The organism is Paenibacillus sp. GQ49, from assembly GCF_059759055.1.
The window spans coordinates 23,828-42,678 of record NZ_JCAXEL010000007.1; the positions used below are offsets into that span (position 1 = coordinate 23,828).

The window sequence follows — 18,851 nt, forward strand, 5'->3', positions numbered from 1 at the left end:
ATCCTTAAGGCAGGTCAACCAAAACAAATTCTGCAGGTTCACTGTCTGTACTCGTGATTTGCAGATCACAGCTTTTACGAATTCGTGCAGCATCCCCCGGCTTCAGGTTGAAGTTGCCATCCGAACAATGAATCTCTAAATGCCCACTGATCAGGAAAAGATGTGTCCGTCGATCTTCGTGTTGCGGGTACATCAACTTTTTCCCGGACTCCAAATGGGAGAGGTAACAGGTTACATCCTGGGAAATAGGCAATGCGCCTTCGCTTCCCTCTCCCCCTTGCCCGGATACAATCGGACATAGACGATTCAAATGCTCCTGCGGCTCTATTCTCCGATTCGTATAGGAAGGTTTCAGCATACGCTCCGATGGCAAAAACCACATCTGGAGGAAACGCACCGGTTCATCCGCTGACGGATTGGTCTCGGAGTGTTCCACTCCCGTCCCCGCACTCATCACCTGGACCGTACCCGGTTCAAGCAATTGTTCTGTTCCCATACTATCCGTATGTTTGAGTGTACCTGATATGACATAACTGACAAGTTCAAGATCATGATGTGGATGTTTCTTAAAGCCTTCTTGCGGCATCAGCGTGTTTTCATTATGAGCTAAAAGACAGCCAAAATGGGCGTTGCTTGGATCATCATAATCCGCAAACGAAAAGCTGAATTCACTGTGTATCCAACCTCGATCCGACGTGTGCCTTTCTTCCGATGTCACCACTTTAATCATGTTCATCCACCTCCAAGGGTTTAGAGCTGCCACATTACCGCGGCAGTCCATGCGTGTATATGAATTGTATAGATGAATACCAGTTGGTATGTCATCTTTACCCGGGGTCCGGCAACTCTAATCACGCCCCTTCTTAAGGTTATACGCTATCTTCAAGTGAGTGGAGAATAAACTCACTATCTGCATGACCTACAAGGGTACCCGCATCATTTCGGATGTCCGAAGGGAACACTTCAGCCAATCGGGCAATGGTTCTCTCATTGGAATAACCAATCTGTCTCAGGATGGATTGGGTAATGAAGGCCCACTCTTCCTCGGAACCATCAAGCACCTTGAAGGTGATTCCCAGTCTTTCTTTTTTCAGGCCAAATCCGAATACCCCCTTGAATCCACCCTTCGCTACAATGTTATCGTCTTCCAGCAGCACTGAATCTACACGCTCCGTGCCACCTACCATCAACGGATGTTCATTCATAGCTGATGTTATGGTCTCTACAGCTGTTCTTGTGGAAGGATCAGCGATAAGATCCGGACAAGCGAGCTTCAGATAAGCGTTCGACAATGCCGACAACGGCAAAGAAAATACCGGAAAGCCGCAGCCATCCGTCCCAAGCTCAATCTCTTTTTCTTCAATACCTGCCAGGTCGGCAAAAGTTTCAAGAATTTCACGTTGTACCGGATGATCCGGTTCAGCGTAACTGCCCAGATCAACCTGCTTCATCTGACTGTACCCCAGAATTCCCAGATGTTTTCCGGAGCAATTGTGCAAGATGCGCCGTTTCTCCCCTTGACCACGTAACCATTGATTACGGCTTTCTTCATTAAGCGGATAGCTTGGTGCACAGATCAGGCATTCTTCTCCCAATCCGATTTTACTGGATAACTGCTCCAGCACCCGAATGTGTTCCGGTTCCGAACGATGCGAAGAGGACATAATGGCAATCTCCTGTGCTGATAGGCCATAGTGACTGGCAATTCCTGCCCGAATACCTGGAATGGCTTGAAAAGGTTTGGCAGATGAGCGAGTGAACGCTCTAAAATGAGGGTCACCAGCCGAGTATACGATTCGGCCATACTCATCCGTAATACTTATGTGTCCGTAATGGGCGCATTCCATAACGCCTGCACGGTATTCTTTAATTAACAAGGCACTCTCCATGCGAGTTCTCTCCTTTGTGCTCCCGATTTCATCTCTGCTTTGCGTCACGACGCCGCATGGGATATCTTAAATAGTATAGTACAAAAGCGACGTTTTTACAGTTTTTTCGACAGGCATTTCGGGTATAGCTTTATCATCTATGTTCATCTACTACAATAACTGAAGGAGAAACTCATTATGCCGCGCAAAACGTATTCACCAGCCTCATTCAGTTCAACTCCCGGCACGTTGTTACGTCCACTCCTCAACTGGGGTTTGGCTGGTCTGGCCCTCAGCGCATCGGTTGTATTCATCCTGGCAGGTCTGGGTGCCTGGTTGGGGGCTGATGTTATTATTCGTCTGGATGATCAAATTCAGCAATTATTTTATCTGAATTCAGATTCACGTCTTCATCTATTCCCTTACACTGCATTCATAACTGCACTGGGTTCATTCAAAATCTCTGCTGTGGCTGCAACAGGTTTTGCTCTTCTTTTCTTCATACAACGCAGTCCAAGGTTTATTATATATGGATATGCGCTCACAGGCAGTTTTGCCATGATGTGGATTCTGAACACATTATTGAAGGAATTTTTCAGACGAAGCAGACCTGAACTGGATCATCTGTTGGTCGTTCACGGGTACAGCTTTCCCAGCGGACATGCCATGATCTCCATGGGCTTCTACGGTATGCTCTTTGTAATCTGGGCCATTGAACGACAGCGACATAACTCTTTCGGTGTGTGGCTTCCTGTTCTATGTGGTATCAGTTTTATTTTCTTGATTGGCCTCAGTCGAATCATGTTGGGCGTTCATTATCCTACGGATGTATTTACTGGATTTACTGCTGGATTGGCATGGATCTTCTGTATGGTTAAGGGGATTAAACAAAGCCGCTAAAAAATGAATTCATCTGATTTCCAGTTCATTCTTCCTCATCTTTATTGTTTCATAGGGTTGCACGGGGTTTATATACGAAGTAAGCAAACGCGAACAGACAACATCCTACATCAAGTTTAAAGGAGGCGGTTGTTATGTGGGGCATCATTATCAGCATTGTGATGGCTGTCATCATCGGTTTGATCGGAGATGCACTTGCCGGTCACAACATGCCTGGAGGCATAATCGGTGCAATGATTGCCGGATTTGCCGGAGCCTGGCTAGGAGCACTTTTGCTTGGTAACTGGGGACCAGTTATCGGTAACTTTGCCATCATCCCTGCCATCATTGGTACAGCGCTCTTTGTTTTCTTGCTGGGGCTTGTGTCCAGACTGCTAAGACAGGCTGCCTGATTCGGGCAACAAGGTGTTCGTTGTTTCGTATTTGTTTCTTAATTTGAAGAAGGAGTGATTAGACATGAATAAAGCAGAAGAGCAATATCCTGTACAGACGGGTTCGACTTTCGCCAAAGGAATTTTCATCGGAGGTTTGCTGGGAGCTGCCGCGGCACTACTCTTTGCGCCTAAACCGGGACGTGAGTTGCGTGGTGACCTTTCCGAGAAAGTAGGCATGGTTACTGACCGCACTAAAGAAGTTGCAACCGTTGTAGGTGATAGAGCATCTGAACTGGCTAAAACAGTCTCATCCAAAACTTCCGACATTGCAAAAACAGTAAACCAAGGCCGCAATGATGTAATGGAATCTGTGAGAAAAGCATCCGCTGATGTGGCTAACGAGGCATCCCGTGCATCTGAAGAAGTGGCTGCCGCTTCTGTAGAAGCGAAGGAAGATGCACGTAAAGAACTTAACTCGACCAGCCTGTAAGACGATACAGATCGAGAGACCAATAGCCAGCTGCACTTCAGCTGGCTATTTTTTATCCAATGCGAGTTGAGGAGGACGAATAATATGAGTAAAGTTACAATCAATGGTAATACTCCAATTACGGGAGGAACACCGGAACAGCAGTATGATACAAGCGAGCATCCTTTTGAATTACGTCATGAGGTAAAGCGATTGAACACCCGTCTGGACCAGATTGCGGACAGTCTGGAGAGAGCACAGATCAAAGATATTATTGAGAATTATAGCAGTCCCAAAAAGCGGATTATTACTAATTTCACAGCGGGCATGGCACGAGGTCTCGGTCTGACTGTGGGTACCTTTGTTGTTCTCGGTTTGCTGGCATTCATTCTCAGCCAATTCGTGAATATGCCAATTGTGGGCCAATATATCGCTGACTTGCTTGGTTATATTGAAGATTACAAAAACTAAGAGGACTAACCAACAGTAGGCTATCCCTTACGTTTTTCCGTTGCTCCTTTTTTCTCTGTCTCTTCAGCTGAAGGCTGTGAGGATTTCACTTTGAGCAGATCTCCTGTCCAGCCTTTCATCATCAGCCATACATACATGCTGATCATGCTTAAGATAATGACAACAAGGACCAGTACAACTCCCCATGATTTGTCGATAAAGGGCAGGTTCTCAAAGTTCATCCCCCATATCGCGCCAGCTGCCGTGGCAGGTATGAACACTGCAGTAACAATGGTCAGCGTCTTCATGATCTCATTGCCACGTACACCGGAGATCGCATTATCAATGGAGATTAATGTATCGATTTCTTTCTCGTAATGACTAAACAATCGTTCCATTCGCTCTACTCGATGTTGGAGCTGTTGGAAGTATCGATTTTCATTTATTTCATCAAGGTAAGCCTCATGTGAAGCGGCCATCAGTTCCGAGTAAGGGATGAACAGATTACTCCAATACAATAATTCAAATCGAGCGGCGAGAATCTGGTCCATCAAGGTACGAGCATTGCGAGATTCCATCTTGCGTTCCAGATCACGTAGGTTCATCTCAAAATGATCCATTCCCACATGGTAGTAATGCAGTATAGCTCGAAAAAGTACAAACATCCCGTCCCGGGCCTCACTACATTGCTGTAACATATGGGCACGTTCATCCGTCTTCATAATACATCGTGTATTGTCATCCATATTCAAGGTAACCAGGTTATTGCGTTCGACATAAAAAAACATCTGATTATCTTGACGTTGGTCATCTCTCTCATTCTTGACCGCATACAACAAAGAACCAAATATAACTGGTTCTGTACCATTCACAAAACGGACGGACAAATAATTCGATTCGACTTCCGGAATTTTATGAAGCCAATACTGCATATCCGGAAATGCCTCTGTCAGCTCCTCCAAAGCATCGTTCATGCTATCGGTGTCAGGTGCAACCCAATCCCACCATTGCCAATGGTCCGAGCAAGATAAATTGTCACGGCGAGCTTCCAACTTGATTTGGTTCACAATCACTTTATCCACTCCTGCACTTATGTTCGTTCATTACATATCCGTCTTTTTTGATCCCAAAAAGGACACGTATGCATTTCAGCGCAATGACGTGTCCTTCTTTATGCCGTACTCAACAACATTAGGGTTCCATTTTTCATAACATTGAAGCATTAGACATGATCTGTTTCAATTTCTCTGTAGCTCGCTTCTGAATCCGAGATACACTCATCTGTGAAACACCAAGCTTCTGTGCAATTGCACGCTGAGATTGGCCATCCTGGAATGCTAGAATAAGTACCTGCTGCTCTTGTTCCTTCAATTGTCCCAATGCCTGTTGCAAGTCCATCCGTTTTTCGACCGAATCATAGTCATTAACGTCTGCACTGATCAGTTCTCCCAATGTTGCTGCACTGTCATCCTGAGATAAAGGAGAATCCAGTGATACATAATGGTAACATTCCCGACCAGCCAGAACTTCAATCGTCTCTTCTGCAGTCAAATCAAGGTATTCAGCAATTTCGTTCACACCGGGTGAGCGCTCCAACTTGACGGTTAACTCATCAATGGCATGTTGCACAAGGGCTCCCTTTTCTTTAATCCTCCGGGGCACCTGAATATACCAGGATTTGTCACGCAAGTAGTTCTTCATATGACCGATCATACTCTTCATGGCATAAGGTTCAAACGGAATACCTAGGTTGATATCGTATTGCTTAAGCAATCGAATCAAGGCCATCTGCCCGGTCTGATACAAATCTTCGTATAGATCGGGGCGATTCCGAGCGATTTTACCTGCTGCCATCTTAACCATTGGTTCATATTTACGGATGAGAACTGTTGCAATTTCATTATCTTGGGTCTGCTGGTATTCCCAGATCAAACCTATAGCTTCAGACATGGACTCTGGGGGAGTCACTTTTTCATTCATACTTTCTCCTCACTTCTTGCAAGACGTTTTACGAGTACTACTTTCGTACCTTTGCCCGTCTCACTTTCCACACTGACATCGTCCATCAAGGCTTGCATCAGGTAGAACCCAAGTCCGCCAATCTGTGCTTCTGTCAGTTCTTTGTCGTGAAGACCAGCACGTGACACAGCAGGATTCATGTTCTCGAAGCTGGCACCTTCGTCCTTGACAGTAATGGACAATGTTTCGCCTTCCACTTCGAATACAACTTCAACCATGCCACCTTCGTGTGAGTAGGCATACAGTACAGAGTTGTTACAGGCCTCGGATACAGCAACTTTCATATCCTCAATGTCTTCATAAGAAAATCCCATTTTGGATGCTACTCCATAAAGATTAAGTCTTACAATATCAACGTAATCAGCTGTCGCCGGTAAATTAAGGGTGACTCTTTGAACTTCTGCATTCATTCCTTTTTCGATCCTTTCCTATTGGGAATTCTTCTGTGTGACAAAGAATTTGGCGATGCCCGTCATGTCAAAAAGTTTCTGGATCTGCGCAGGAACTTCCTGTACTTCAAAGCGAGCTTCCATTCCATGTCTTGCCTTCAGAACAGATAACAGGATACCAATCCCTGTACTATCGATATACTTCAATTCTTTCATGTTAATCACAAGATCCTGTTCCTTGTTATCCACGAGCGGCTCCATCACCAAGCGGAAGTCAGGAGCAACCGACAAATCCAGTTCGCCAGTCAGATACACCGTGCACACGCCGTCCTGAGTTTCAGTTCTTGCATTGAATTTTTCATTTTTATTTGTATTCATTAGACATCTCTCTCCTGATCAATGGTTTCCTTACCTAATAACCCAACTTCAGCACAAGTGAAACAGAAAGGAGTTTGGCAAATGTTTCAATTGGCCTGATTCATGGCTGAGGGAGCTGGGTCTAACATTTGTCGTTGTTTCTGAAACTGGGCTATTTTTTGTTTTACATTGCCCATTTTCACCGGTTTACTAATATAATCATCCATGCCGGCAGCAATACAGCGTTGCTGAATACCTTCCATCACGTTAGCAGTCATCGCTATAATGATTGGCTGATTGGATTGGGACAGGCTCTCTCGAATCCGTCGTGTACATTCCAAACCGTCCATAACAGGCATCTGCAGATCCATAAACACATAGTCATAGGGATAACGGCTGCCGTTTACCATATCAAGTGCGCTCTGCCCATCTTCAGCAATGTCTGAGAGCAACCCAAGCTTACCGAGCATAATCGCCATCAACTTCTGGTTAATAGGATGATCATCCACGATTAATACCGTAGGATATTTATTCTCATTTTTAACATCCGTTGCCTTCTCTTCCCCGTTCCTCTGGACCAGTTCAGTTTCTACATAACGTTTCGCCTGAATTGTGAATACAAACGTTGCTCCCCGTTGCTCTGTTGTATCCAGGTAGATCTGTCCACCCATCATTTCAACCAGAGTCTTGCATATTGCCAGTCCTAAGCCAGTTCCACCGTATTTACGTGTCATGGATGTATCCAGCTGGGAAAACGGCTGGAACAGGCGATCCACTTTGTCTGAAGCGATACCTATCCCGGTGTCTTTAACGGCAAACTCCAATGCCATTTGCCCATCCTTTTCTTCCTTAACCGACACGATCAGATACACTCCACCCTGATCGGTAAATTTGATCGCATTTGCAATAAGGTTCAAGAGAACCTGACGGAGCCTTGCCATATCTCCATAGATTAATTCAGGGACAGAATCTTCCAGGAAATAATCCAGTTCCAGGTTCTTTTTGCCTGCTTCTGCAGCAAACAATCCCAGCACTTCCCGAATACAGGAGACAATTTCAAAAGGATGCTCTTCAAGTTCCATTTTGCCTGATTCCATCTTGGTAAAATCAAGAATGTCGTTGATGACCGTGACAAGTGCATCCGCGCTGCGACGAACGATATCTGCATATTCCTTCTGATCTTCCCTCAGTTCCGTTTCCATCAGCAGATCAACCATGCCGATAACTCCATTCATCGGTGTACGAATCTCATGACTCATCATTGCCAGGAACTCGGTCTTTGCATTGGCTGCAATTTCTGCTTCTTCCTTGGCCTGAATGAGTTGTTGGTTCATCTTCTCCAGTTCCTGTGTCTTCTGGTGAAGAAGCATGGTCTGTGTCTTCAAACGTTTATTGGTGATAAACATCTCCACAAAGCCCTCGATTTTGGATTTCAAAATCTGAGGAATAAATGGTTTAACCATGTAATCAATGGCCCCGGCTGAATATCCGGCAAACAAGTGCTCCGCTTCTCTGCTATTGGCAGAGATGAATATAATCGGCACATCCTTGGACTTGTCCCGTGCCTTAATTAACTTCGCTGTCTCAATTCCGTCCATTCCAGGCATCTGCACATCGAGAACGATAACCGCAAATTCGTCTTTTAGCAGACAGCGGAGTGCCTCTTCTCCGGAAGTTGCCTTAACGAGTTTATATTGTTCCGATTCCAGAACTGCTTCAAGAGCAAGCAAGTTCTCAGGGCGGTCATCTACCAATAATATGTGGATTGGTTCATTGAGCCCCATGGCTAACCCTAACCCCCTATTTGATCTTCCGGTATATTTTTTCGGTCCGGTCTAACGGCTCATAGGTATCACTGAACTCTGTAAAATGTATCGATTCTTTCGACCCCAGAACCAGAATACCAAAGTGGCTCAAGCTCTCGTGAAACAGCCCATGCACATGGTTCCGCAGTTCATCATTAAAATAAATCATGACATTACGGCAAAAGATAACATTAAACTCGTTAAATGACCGGTCTGTTGCCAGGTTGTGCTCGGCGAAAATGATGTTCTTCCGTAGAAAAGGATGAAATATCACCGAATTGTATTTCGCTGTATAGTACTCGGAGAAGGCTCTGGTACCCCCTGCCTCCAAATAATTTGTAGTAAATAGTTTCATTTTCTCAATACCGTATACGCCTTCTTTGGCCTGTTGCAAAGAGCGATCATTCATATCCGTTGCGTAGATTCTCGCCTTGTCATACAGTCCTTCCTCATGCAACATGATGGCCATGGAATAAACTTCCTCTCCCGTAGAGCATCCCGCATGCCATATTCGGATATACGGGTAGGTTCTCAGGATAGGAATAATCTGTTCCCGAAACATTCGGAAAAGCGAAGGATCTCGAAACATTTCCGTTACAGGGATGGATAAGTTCTGTACAAAACGGTCAAACGCGGAACGATCATGAAGAACACGTTCCTGTAAGCCGGATATGCTCTTAACACCTTCAGCATGTGCATGATGCCAGATTCTTCGTTTCAGGGATGGCAGTGCATAGTTTCTAAAATCATATCCATATAAACGATGCATGCCTTCCAACAGCAACTCAATCTCGATCAGCTCGCGCTCTTCATCTTGCGGCATACGGACCAAATCTGCCCCCGTCTCGGTAGGTTCCCACGGTGTCATAAGTTCTCTCCACTTCTTCATTTGTTACTTGCGTTATTCGTCGTATTGTCTTTCATTACCCAAACAATGAACATACGAATAATGAACTTACGAATACAGCCATACGCGCATTAAGGATAACAATTGATCTGTCTGGATCGGTTTTTTCACATAATCAGATGCTCCGGCCTCAATACATTTGCCACGATCCTCTTTCATGGCTTTGGCCGTAAGCGCAATAATCGGCAACTTTTCAAACTGCGGGATCTGTCTGATTCGTGTCATCGCTTCATAACCGTCCATCTCTGGCATCATCATATCCATCAGTACCAGATCAAACTCCGGATTTTTGTCCAAAATCTCCAAAGCCTCTCGGCCGTTCTCTGCAAACGTTACATCCATCCGATAGCCTTCAAGGACACTTGAAAGGGCAAATACATTACGAATATCGTCATCTACAAGCAATATTTTCTTGCCTTCAAACAACGTTTCTTTGTTGTGTAGTTTCTGTAAGATTCGACGCTTGTCTTCCGGCAAATTGGCTTCTACCCGATGCAGGAACAAAGTGGTCTCATCCAATAAACGTTCCGGTGACTTCACATCTTTGATAATGATGGATTCCGCATATTTGCGCAGCTTCATTTCTTCCTTGGAATCCAGTTCTTTGCCTGTATAAATTATAATCGGCAGATCGTTCAGATATTCATCATCGCGAATCTGGTCGAGCAACTCAAACCCGGTCATATCCGTTAACATCAGATCCAGTACCATGCAGTCATAACGCTGGCTGTGTAATTCATTCAAAGCCTCACTACCTGTCGATACAGCAGTGATTGCAACATCATCATGACCAATCAATTCAATAATGGCTTTACGCTGAGTTTCATCATCTTCGACGATCAACAGTCGTTTCAATTGATTCTCGGTATATGATTTGATATGCGAGAATGCTTTATCCAGTGAATCCTTGCTCGAAGGTTTTTTCAGATACGCAATGGCGCCCATCATCAGACCTTGCTTCATATCATCAATGACTGAAATCACATGAACCGGAATGTGGCGTGTTGCCGAACTGCTCTTCAGCTCGCCCAGAATGGTCCAACCATCCATCACCGGCAATTGAATATCCAGGATAATGGCATCCGGCAGATACTGACGTGCCATTTCTAGTCCTTTATCACCTTGAAGGGCAACAAGTGCTTTGAAGCCTCTTCCTCTCGCCATATCCATTAAAATATGTGCAAAGTTCACATCATCCTCAATGATGAGGAGGATTTTGTCACTCTCCATGATATTCTCCCGATCATCTTCGATCTGCGTGACATCTGGAGTATGGGTAGGAGACAGATCTGTACCCACGCTACGCTCCGGATCAGGAGAGAGAATGGACTGATGACTTGAAAACATGGTCCGTGCTTCGATGGACTGTTCATAAAGATCCTCTGAGGAAACAGCCGCTTCTCTTGAAGCACCTTCCTCTGCCAAGGCTTCCTCTTCATGATTATCCGGCAGGTACAAGGTAAAGCAGCTACCTTCCCCTTCGGATGATTCCACCTGGATTGCGCCACCAAGCAAACGTGCCAGTTCTCTGCTAATGGACAATCCCAGGCCAGTTCCACCGTATTTCCGACTTGTGGTCCCGTCTACTTGCTGGAACGCTTCAAAGATCAGATCCGTCTTGTCCGATGGAATGCCAATGCCCGTATCTTTCACACTAAATCCGAGATATTCCTGATTGGTGTTCATATAACCCGGCAGCTCTTCCGGTTTCATCCGTCGTCCAATCAGACTAACCGAACCTCGATTGGTAAACTTAAATGCGTTCGACAACAAATTCCGTAAAATCTGTTTGACCCGATGACTGTCGGTGTATACCCATTCCGGCAGATCGCTGTCGAACTCGATATTCAAGTTCAGTTCCTTTTTATTCGCCATCGGTCCAAAGTTTTGCTGAACAAAGCTGGTCAGCTCTTCCATTCGAACTGTCTCATAATTGATATCCATCTTACCTGCGTCCACCTTAGACAGATCCAGAATCTCATCAATCATCTTCAGCAGATCCGCGCCCGACATGTAGATGGTTTGCGCATATTCCTGCTGTTTGTCAGTCAGATTTCCACCCTTGTTCTCCGACAATAACTGGGACAAAATGAGCAGACTGTTCAATGGTGTACGGAGTTCATGTGACATATTCGCTAAAAATTCGGACTTGTACTTGCTTGTCATCGACAGCTGTGTAGCTTGCTGTTCCAACTGTGTCTTCGTTTTCTCAATTTCGTCATTTTTCTCTTCAACTTCACGCACCTGCTCTTCAAGCGCCCGCGTCTTGGCAATGAGCTCCGTATTGAAATGCTCCAATTCTTCCTGCTGACGCTGCAGCAATTCCTCGGAACGTTTAAGCGCCTCTGTCTGCTCCTCCAGATTCTCATTGGAACGACGAAGTTCTTCTTGCTGTGTCTGCAATTCTTCCGATTGAACCTGCAGTTCCTCAGTCAGTGCCTGGGATTCACGCAGCAGCTCCTCCACACGCAAACGACGTCGAACGTTGTTCAAAATTACGCCCAGGTTCATAATCAGTTGTGTGAATAACTGCTTGTGCAGTTCATTGAAACCTTCAAAAGAAGCCACTTCAACTACACCAATTAGTTCATCTTCAAACACGACAGGATAGATCATGATACCCGCAGCACGTGTTGAGCCAGAAGCTGAACCAATATGCACGTAATCTTCAGGCGTATTTTCCAGAATAATCGGTGTCATATCCAGCGCGGCTTGACCAATCAGCCCTTCACCGATGCGATACATTTCCTTACCAACATCTTCGTTCTCTTCAAATGCGTATGCACCGTAGCGTCTCAGTTCGTCGGGATGTTTCTCCTCATCGATCAGATAGACGACACCCAACTGAGCACCAAGCACAGGTGTGAACTCACTGATAAACATCTGTGAGATTTGGCGAATGGATCCAATCCCCCGAAGCAGCTCCGGGACTCTTGCGATGTTCGAACTCATCCAGTTTTGATCCTGCTGAGCCTGTACATAAGCCCTCTCGATCTCCAGTTTTTCTTCCAGGTCACTGGATACATCTTGGAACACACTAGCAATCTGACCAATCTCATCCGTTGATTTGACCTGAATGCGCCGAATGGTTCGGTAACGGCCTTTACCAAAACTGGTAATCATCATAGATACAGTGTTCAGCCCCCGTGTAATACTCGGCAGCACCCACATAATGACACCCAATGCAAGCAACAACCCCGCAATCATGATACTTATCGTGATCTGTACGGCTCTCGTATACGCTGCGTTAGCGTTCTTGATCTCGGCATCAATCTCTTGGTCCTGATAACGGGAAAGAGCATTCAAACTATCCACAGCTTCTTTTTGCACCACGAGTCCTGTTGAATTGCGGTAGTTATTCGCATCTTCTACCCGGTTTTGGGACATCAGGTTGATCTGTCTCGTTGCATAAGATGTATAAGCGGTCCACGCAGTATTCACACGATCCACCAGTTGATGTTCAGGTGCACTGTCCGCTCGGTTTCTTACTTCTGCGAGGTAACCATCCCCCCGATCCTTCATCTCCTTCAGGTCACCTTCAGCAGCACTGGTCGAATTGTTCGGATTTAATAACAAGTTAGCCAGCACTTTGGCAATATCATTGACCTCTCCACGTGCAGCAGAAGTGAACCTTACTTTGAGATAACGTTCCTGATACATCTGATCAATCTGTTGATTACTGCTGTTTAGCCGTTCATAACTCACAAACGTAAGCACGATCAAAATAGCCATCAGAGCGGTAAAACCAATCAGCAGTTTATTCCTGATCTTCATTCATCCCCCGCCCCTTTATCCAAAGTAATCCAGACCAGACATTTATCATCATCCCGCTCCTGGGGGATTTCGTCGTCGAAAAATAGTGCCTGCATAGCAGCTTCATTCCACTGATGTGAGCCGGTCAGTTTTTCGATCAGGAATTCATGTTGCTCCTCCTGCCCGCCCTGAACAGCTTCCAACAAGCCATCCGTATAGATTGCAATATGCCCGTCACCCTCGTAATGGATCGTTTGTGGTTCAATATCCATCTTGTCAAATAAACCAACAGGACAGCAGACGCTGTCAAATGTGGTCACACTGCCGTCGTTTCGGAAAAATAAAGCAGGTGGATGCCCTGCGTTAACATAATCAATGCGCTTCATCCGTGTATCAACGACCAGATAAATTGCCGTGAAATAATACTGCACCAATTGTTTCTCCAGATGGAGCTGGTTAAAACGACGGTTCAACTCCTGAATGACCTTTTCTGGATCCACATAAGTGGTAACCGTATCTTTCAACACAGAAGCGATAAACATAGTAAACAGGGATGAAGATATCCCGTGTCCCATCATGTCGAGCAACAGTACTCCGTAACGGCCTTCCCCAAGGGGGTACCAAGAATACAGATCACCCGCAAGCTCAAAGGATGGTTTATAGATGGCATGCACTTGGAACAACGGGTCTCTAATTGCCGGACTTAATACAGCATTTTGGACCATCGCTGCCAACTTGAGCTCATCCTGAATACGTTGATCACGCTCTTTATGCCAATCCTTCTCCTGTTTCAATCGAAGTGCGAGTCGAATTCTGGCCATCAGTTCGACTTTATTAATCGGTTTGGTCACATAGTCTGATGCACCTGCATCCAATGCTTCGGCAAGTTTCTTGGAGTCCCCGATCGCAGTCACCATAATAATCGGTATATCCTTCAGATTTTCAAATTTCTGCACAATACTGCAGGCTTCGATGCCGTCCATCTCGGGCATCATCATATCTAGCAAAATCAGGTCAATATCCGACGGTCTTGGACGAAGTTCGTTGCTTTCCTCTCCAATTCCCAACACTTCAAACATTTCCATGGCGGAACTCGCCGTTACAATGTCACGATAGTTTTCTTTTTTCAGAATTTCTCGAATGATAATGACATTCGTCGGATTGTCGTCAACAATAAGTATTCTCATTGATATCTCCTTATCTGTGGCGTCCGGGTTTGTCGATTCTTATTAAGTTAAAACGAACGTTGATTATACAAATTTTGCATACAAAACGGCAGTAGACATAATAATTCCTAGTATAACTATAATCGTAAAAACAACAAAACTCTATCAATACGTGTTCAAAAAGACCGGTTTTCAGTACCGAGAAGATGGGATAAAGCTAGAGATGGAGTAGCGGAGCGTAGGGAAAACTACGTGAGCAACGGACATTTCGGCTGAATTCCATATTCGATGCTGATGATGCCGATAGGCATCCTTCGTAATCAAAAGCGGACTTTATGAACATCCTTTATCAGAAAATGGCACCATCGCAGGGGAAATCCCCCGCTCGTTACCCTGTTTTTGCAGCGTCCTGATCCCGCTTCCAAACTTGCAAAAACATAGATAAGGAATGGGGCTTTCCCCATTCCTTATCTATGTTTTTGATTAAGCATTTTACATAAATGATTCAGAAGCTTGTCCATGTTCAGCAAACTTCAACTTGCAAGTATATTTGGTTAATCTTTCTTTTTAGCAATAACGAGTACTTTACCTTTGTCGAGTTCACTCTCGTAGAAGTCCGCTTCCGCTTCGGTAAAGCTCATCGAAACAATTTTGGCCCGGAGTTCATCACCACGTGAGCGGAACAGATTCGCCAAGGAATCAAATACGCCTTCTTCCTTCATGCCAATTTCTTTGGCATCTGCTGTATCGGCAATTCGATCTGTACGATCCTTCTCATGGGCGAGAACAAAGATTTGATCAGGAAGGTATCCGGTAATCTGCAATTCTTTCACCGCTTCTACCGCCTGGACTCCGTTTTCTACCACTTTTGCATAAGCTTGCTCATTGGTTGAATTCATCGTTTCCACTCTCCTCTGATTTAATCTTCTGTATCGCGCTACTTAGTATATAACCATACTATATGGGGTTGAAACGATTTGGTAATTACCAATCCTAGGAAACTGTATCATCAAAAAGATCAATGCCTTCAATCTGCTGAGATCCTTGCTTCATATATACCTTCAGAGCCTGGTCTCCACGGAGAAACACTTCTCCGTCCTCTGCCACATAATAAGGTTTCCCAAGAGCATGATGGATCGCTTCAATACTCATCTCAATTCTATTTCCGTTTAACATGATGTGATTCTCAGATGCATCGATATGCACATATTGAATAACATCCGTATCTTCACACAAACCAACCTTCACATCATGAAAGTGATATTCAGGACACCCCAGATAAGGATCTTCCTGTTTATGCCCCGGCTGGCCCTTCTTGGCCAACAAATCATCCATGGTGTCATCCAGAGAAATGCCATTCAGAGTCCGAAAATGCTGGAAAGTCTCGGATCGATCAACAGCCAGAGTTACCTCTGACGCCTTCTCTTCCATTGCCGTCCACTGCATATCGTGAGCAGCGGGTACCGCTGCCGGTTGAACGGAAAAGGGAGGAATTACGCTAAACATCACAAGCAGTAGTTTCATCATGATTCTCACCCTTTCATCAGGTTCATCACCGCTCTGAAGGCTTCTTCATGGGTTACAAAGCGGTCATGTTACTTACGCATCCGTTGCCATACATTCGCTGCAAGATCAATATACTTCATCCAGTTTTTCCCGCCCTTAGCTTCACCATTATATGTAGCTTCATAGGATTGCAGGGTACGATCCGTTGATGTAGCAGGCGGTGCAGTTACATGAACCGATTCAGCATGCTTGGTCTGTTCAGCGTTGTTACGTTTGGTCTGAAATTTCGCCATCAGTGTTGTGGAGACTTGTTTGGCTGCTGCCGTCACTTCATTCAATACTTCACCCAGATTCTCAACAGATTCCATAACAGGATCAATTTTTTTCATTTTGTGCTGTACATCCACCGTAATATCATTGGCATGTCTTACCGTCTGCTTCACTTCATAACTAAGTTCATCAATGGTTTTCTGTACCTCCTGCAATGTCTGTGAGACATTGTCCAGAGAACCCTGAGCGGATTTCAAGGTACGAATTAAAAAGAACACCAGTACTGCAAATGCCACTGCAATCAGGGCCACGCTAATTTGATAGATCATAGAAGAACCTCTCTTTCCATATGTGCATCAGTTTGTTATTGCTATAGTTACCCGGCGATTTCCCGGACGAAACAATATTATATATCCCTTCATATATGCCTTCGCTTGGAAAAAAAACCAATGTTTCAAGCGGTTAGCACTCGGTTAAAGTTAGACTACACAAGGCGGTGAGGTGAACACAACTCACTGCACAATCAAGTAACGAAAGGATGAATACTTATGTTGAAATGGTCTGTATTATTTCTAATTATTGCACTGGTAGCAGGTATTTTTGGATTCTTTGGTATTGTTGAAGCAGCTGCTTCAATCGCGAAAGTACTCTTCTTCATCTTTGTTGTACTGTTCGTAATCTCCCTGATTACGGGACGCAGCCGAATGCGATAACCTCAGGCTCTGATATGACTGAGTGTTTACTAAACGAATACATACAAAAGCCGATCGTGCTACCAAGCCGATTGGCTTTTGTGCGTTCAGGCATAGTTCAACTTTTCTATACTATGTATTGCACTCCCTTCTGCTTTATTCCAATCCGCTCTCGTATGAATCACAAAAAATCAGGACCTTTTTGAGATAGCCAACCCGGTTTTATCCCACCGGAGTATGATATTTACAGGCTTGCTATATACCCACATATGAGCCAGTTGACACTGGAGAATGCAAGAAAATATTGTTATAATTTGTGATTCATAAGGGTGCTTGCTTGGTTACTTGTAATCAGGACAACATTTTACATACCTACCGAGGAGGAAAAACAAAATGAAAAAAATCGTAAGTTTTGCTGCTGCTTTAACGTTGATGGGTTCGATGGCTGCCGCTGCAGGTGCTGAGGAAGCGGTTACTGGAACGGTAACTCCGGAAACAGGAACTGAGGCTACAACAACGCCAACGACCACAACAACTCCAGCTGTTGAAGTGAACAAACCTGCTGTAGAAACAGTAGAAGGTACTGCTGAGACTGTAACAGGTACAACAACAGACACTACAGGTGCAGAAGGTACTTCAACTACAACTGAAACGCCAGCTACGACTACAGATGACAAAATGTTTGAAGAGCCACTCGTAAAACCAGGCGATGAAGTACTGGCACCAACGATGTTGCTGAACCTTCTGGAGCGCACTTGGTTCTATGATGCACCTAACGGTAAACCAATCGGTGCATTAGGTTCCCAAGTCATCGATACAACAGGTGAAGTGGTTGACGGATTCGACGGCGGCGAGTGGGTGCAAGTATACACTTGGAAAGGCAAAGCGTGGATCCACGTTGCCATTCAATAACATCGTATAATCGTTCTAACGATAAGTAAAGAGGACAGCGCGCACAATCGCAGCTGTCCTCTTTTGATTTACCAAGATGTTCACTCCCTGTTCATGAGTTGCTTGTGGCATCTTCCGTCTTTGGTTCCACATGAACATGTACATGCATGATGTTATGCGATCGCTTCAACCGCTCTTCAACACGGTCACAGATCTGATGGCCTTCAATCAAGCTTAGGCCTCCGTCCACTTCAATGACTACATCCACAAGTACATGACTGCCATGCACACGTGCCTTTACATCCTTGATCATCTCAACACCGGGAACGCGTGCTACGGAGGATCTGAGATCCGTCAGTTCCTTCTGGTCAAATCCATCGGTAAGACGATGCGTAGAATCCCGAAAAATCTCCCAAGCCGTTTTGCAGATCAACAGACCTACAGCAATGGCAGCTACTTTATCCAGCCATGGAAGTCCAAACTGCGCACCTATAATTCCAACTGCAGCACCTATGCTGACCCAGGCATCCGAACGATTATCTTTCGCCGCAGCCATCAGAGCCTGACTATTAATTTGTTTAGCCAGACGGTTATTGTAACGATATACACCTAACATCACCACAGCACAGACTACAGCCACCGCTGCCGCCCACAGATTTGGAGCAACAAAGGCTCCTTCATACCAGGAGCGAACGGCTTCAACCAATACTTGCAGCCCAACCATAGCCATAATAAATGAAGCCACCAAGGCAGCAACAGTCTCCGCTCTGAAATGACCATAGGCATGATCCGAATCAGGTGGTTTCTGGGAGATCCGGAGCCCGATCAATACAGCAATGGATGCCACAATATCCGTAAGGTTATTAAAACCATCGGCCAGCAAGGCGCTGGAAGCAAATAAATATCCACAGATCAGCTTAAAGGCGGACAAGACAAGATAGGCTGCGATACTAACCCAAGCTCCTCGCTCCCCTTTTCGAATTTCTTCATAAGCGTTCAAACGGGCGACACCCCTTTAACGTTTCGTATTACGGT

20 protein-coding genes are annotated in these 18,851 nt (G+C 45.1%); 6 read left to right on the forward strand and 14 right to left on the reverse strand.

Features of this window, described 5'->3' with window-relative positions:
• Nucleotides 1–4: 4 nt before the first annotated feature.
• Both AC6CIF_RS14440 and AC6CIF_RS14445 read right to left on the reverse strand, forming a co-directional pair.
• Entirely contained in the window at nt 5–730 is a 726-nt protein-coding gene (locus tag AC6CIF_RS14440) for a pirin family protein (RefSeq protein WP_498200168.1), read from the reverse strand.
• Between the two features lie 139 nt (nt 731–869).
• Nucleotides 870–1,889 (reverse strand): asparaginase, encoded by a 1,020-nt coding sequence (locus AC6CIF_RS14445; RefSeq protein ID WP_498200169.1) that lies wholly within the window; start codon nt 1,887–1,889, stop codon nt 870–872.
• 177 nt (nt 1,890–2,066) lie between these two features.
• On the opposite strand from AC6CIF_RS14445, the gene AC6CIF_RS14450 reads away from it, so the two are divergent.
• The 4 genes from AC6CIF_RS14450 to AC6CIF_RS14465 all read left to right on the forward strand — a co-directional run bounded on the left by AC6CIF_RS14450 (nt 2,067) and on the right by AC6CIF_RS14465 (nt 4,082).
• Nucleotides 2,067–2,768 (forward strand): phosphatase PAP2 family protein, encoded by a 702-nt coding sequence (locus AC6CIF_RS14450; protein WP_498200170.1) that lies wholly within the window; start codon nt 2,067–2,069, stop codon nt 2,766–2,768.
• A 134-nt stretch (nt 2,769–2,902) separates the two neighbouring features.
• Complete coding sequence (locus AC6CIF_RS14455; protein WP_017692278.1) at nt 2,903–3,160, forward strand: GlsB/YeaQ/YmgE family stress response membrane protein; 258 nt, start codon at nt 2,903–2,905, stop codon at nt 3,158–3,160.
• Between the two features lie 64 nt (nt 3,161–3,224).
• Entirely contained in the window at nt 3,225–3,632 is a 408-nt protein-coding gene (locus AC6CIF_RS14460; RefSeq protein ID WP_074096444.1) for a YtxH domain-containing protein, read from the forward strand.
• Nucleotides 3,633–3,716: 84 nt separating this feature from the next.
• The gene (locus AC6CIF_RS14465; protein WP_076212652.1) at nt 3,717–4,082 is read left to right on the forward strand and encodes a DUF5665 domain-containing protein; all 366 of its coding nucleotides are present in this window, start codon (nt 3,717–3,719) and stop codon (nt 4,080–4,082) included.
• A gap of 20 nt (nt 4,083–4,102) precedes the next feature.
• Here AC6CIF_RS14465 and AC6CIF_RS14470 read toward each other — a convergent pair whose 3' ends face one another.
• The 11 genes from AC6CIF_RS14470 to AC6CIF_RS14520 all read right to left on the reverse strand — a co-directional run bounded on the left by AC6CIF_RS14470 (nt 4,103) and on the right by AC6CIF_RS14520 (nt 16,562).
• On the reverse strand, nt 4,103–5,131 hold the full coding sequence (locus AC6CIF_RS14470) for a magnesium transporter CorA family protein (RefSeq protein WP_498200333.1): 1,029 nt from the start codon (nt 5,129–5,131) through the stop codon (nt 4,103–4,105).
• Nucleotides 5,132–5,267: 136 nt separating this feature from the next.
• Nucleotides 5,268–6,041, reverse strand: a complete 774-nt coding sequence (locus AC6CIF_RS14475) for a sigma-70 family RNA polymerase sigma factor (RefSeq protein WP_047841571.1) — start codon at nt 6,039–6,041, stop codon at nt 5,268–5,270.
• A complete protein-coding gene (gene rsbW / locus AC6CIF_RS14480) occupies nt 6,038–6,490 on the reverse strand; it encodes an anti-sigma B factor RsbW (RefSeq protein WP_076212654.1) in 453 nt (150 codons plus the stop codon). Before rsbW ends, AC6CIF_RS14475 begins: the two co-directional genes overlap by 4 nt.
• Before the next feature lie 18 nt (nt 6,491–6,508).
• The gene (locus AC6CIF_RS14485; RefSeq protein WP_036606989.1) at nt 6,509–6,847 is read right to left on the reverse strand and encodes an STAS domain-containing protein; all 339 of its coding nucleotides are present in this window, start codon (nt 6,845–6,847) and stop codon (nt 6,509–6,511) included.
• Between the two features lie 86 nt (nt 6,848–6,933).
• Nucleotides 6,934–8,610, reverse strand: a complete 1,677-nt coding sequence (locus AC6CIF_RS14490; protein ID WP_076212656.1) for a response regulator — start codon at nt 8,608–8,610, stop codon at nt 6,934–6,936.
• A 16-nt stretch (nt 8,611–8,626) separates the two neighbouring features.
• Nucleotides 8,627–9,499: a CheR family methyltransferase gene (locus AC6CIF_RS14495; RefSeq protein ID WP_074096446.1), complete on the reverse strand. Its 873-nt coding sequence runs from the start codon at nt 9,497–9,499 to the stop codon at nt 8,627–8,629.
• Between the two features lie 87 nt (nt 9,500–9,586).
• The gene (locus AC6CIF_RS14500; RefSeq protein ID WP_498200172.1) at nt 9,587–13,312 is read right to left on the reverse strand and encodes a response regulator; all 3,726 of its coding nucleotides are present in this window, start codon (nt 13,310–13,312) and stop codon (nt 9,587–9,589) included.
• Nucleotides 13,309–14,478 (reverse strand): PP2C family protein-serine/threonine phosphatase, encoded by a 1,170-nt coding sequence (locus tag AC6CIF_RS14505; protein WP_498200173.1) that lies wholly within the window; start codon nt 14,476–14,478, stop codon nt 13,309–13,311. Before AC6CIF_RS14505 ends, AC6CIF_RS14500 begins: the two co-directional genes overlap by 4 nt.
• A 533-nt stretch (nt 14,479–15,011) precedes the next feature.
• The gene (locus tag AC6CIF_RS14510) at nt 15,012–15,356 is read right to left on the reverse strand and encodes a YflT domain-containing protein (RefSeq protein ID WP_498200175.1); all 345 of its coding nucleotides are present in this window, start codon (nt 15,354–15,356) and stop codon (nt 15,012–15,014) included.
• Between the two features lie 94 nt (nt 15,357–15,450).
• Complete coding sequence (locus tag AC6CIF_RS14515) at nt 15,451–15,984, reverse strand: hypothetical protein (protein ID WP_498200176.1); 534 nt, start codon at nt 15,982–15,984, stop codon at nt 15,451–15,453.
• A 68-nt stretch (nt 15,985–16,052) separates the two neighbouring features.
• On the reverse strand, nt 16,053–16,562 hold the full coding sequence (locus AC6CIF_RS14520) for a DUF948 domain-containing protein (protein WP_076212664.1): 510 nt from the start codon (nt 16,560–16,562) through the stop codon (nt 16,053–16,055).
• Between the two features lie 219 nt (nt 16,563–16,781).
• Between AC6CIF_RS14520 and AC6CIF_RS14525 the strand changes: the two genes are divergently transcribed.
• The gene (locus AC6CIF_RS14525; RefSeq protein ID WP_017692264.1) at nt 16,782–16,946 is read left to right on the forward strand and encodes a DUF1328 domain-containing protein; all 165 of its coding nucleotides are present in this window, start codon (nt 16,782–16,784) and stop codon (nt 16,944–16,946) included.
• Nucleotides 16,947–17,318: 372 nt separating this feature from the next.
• Entirely contained in the window at nt 17,319–17,837 is a 519-nt protein-coding gene (locus tag AC6CIF_RS14530) for a hypothetical protein (protein ID WP_124118117.1), read from the forward strand.
• A 91-nt stretch (nt 17,838–17,928) separates the two neighbouring features.
• On the opposite strand, the gene AC6CIF_RS14535 is transcribed toward AC6CIF_RS14530, so the two are convergent.
• Entirely contained in the window at nt 17,929–18,816 is an 888-nt protein-coding gene (locus tag AC6CIF_RS14535) for a cation diffusion facilitator family transporter (RefSeq protein ID WP_498200178.1), read from the reverse strand.
• Nucleotides 18,817–18,851 lie beyond the last annotated feature (35 nt).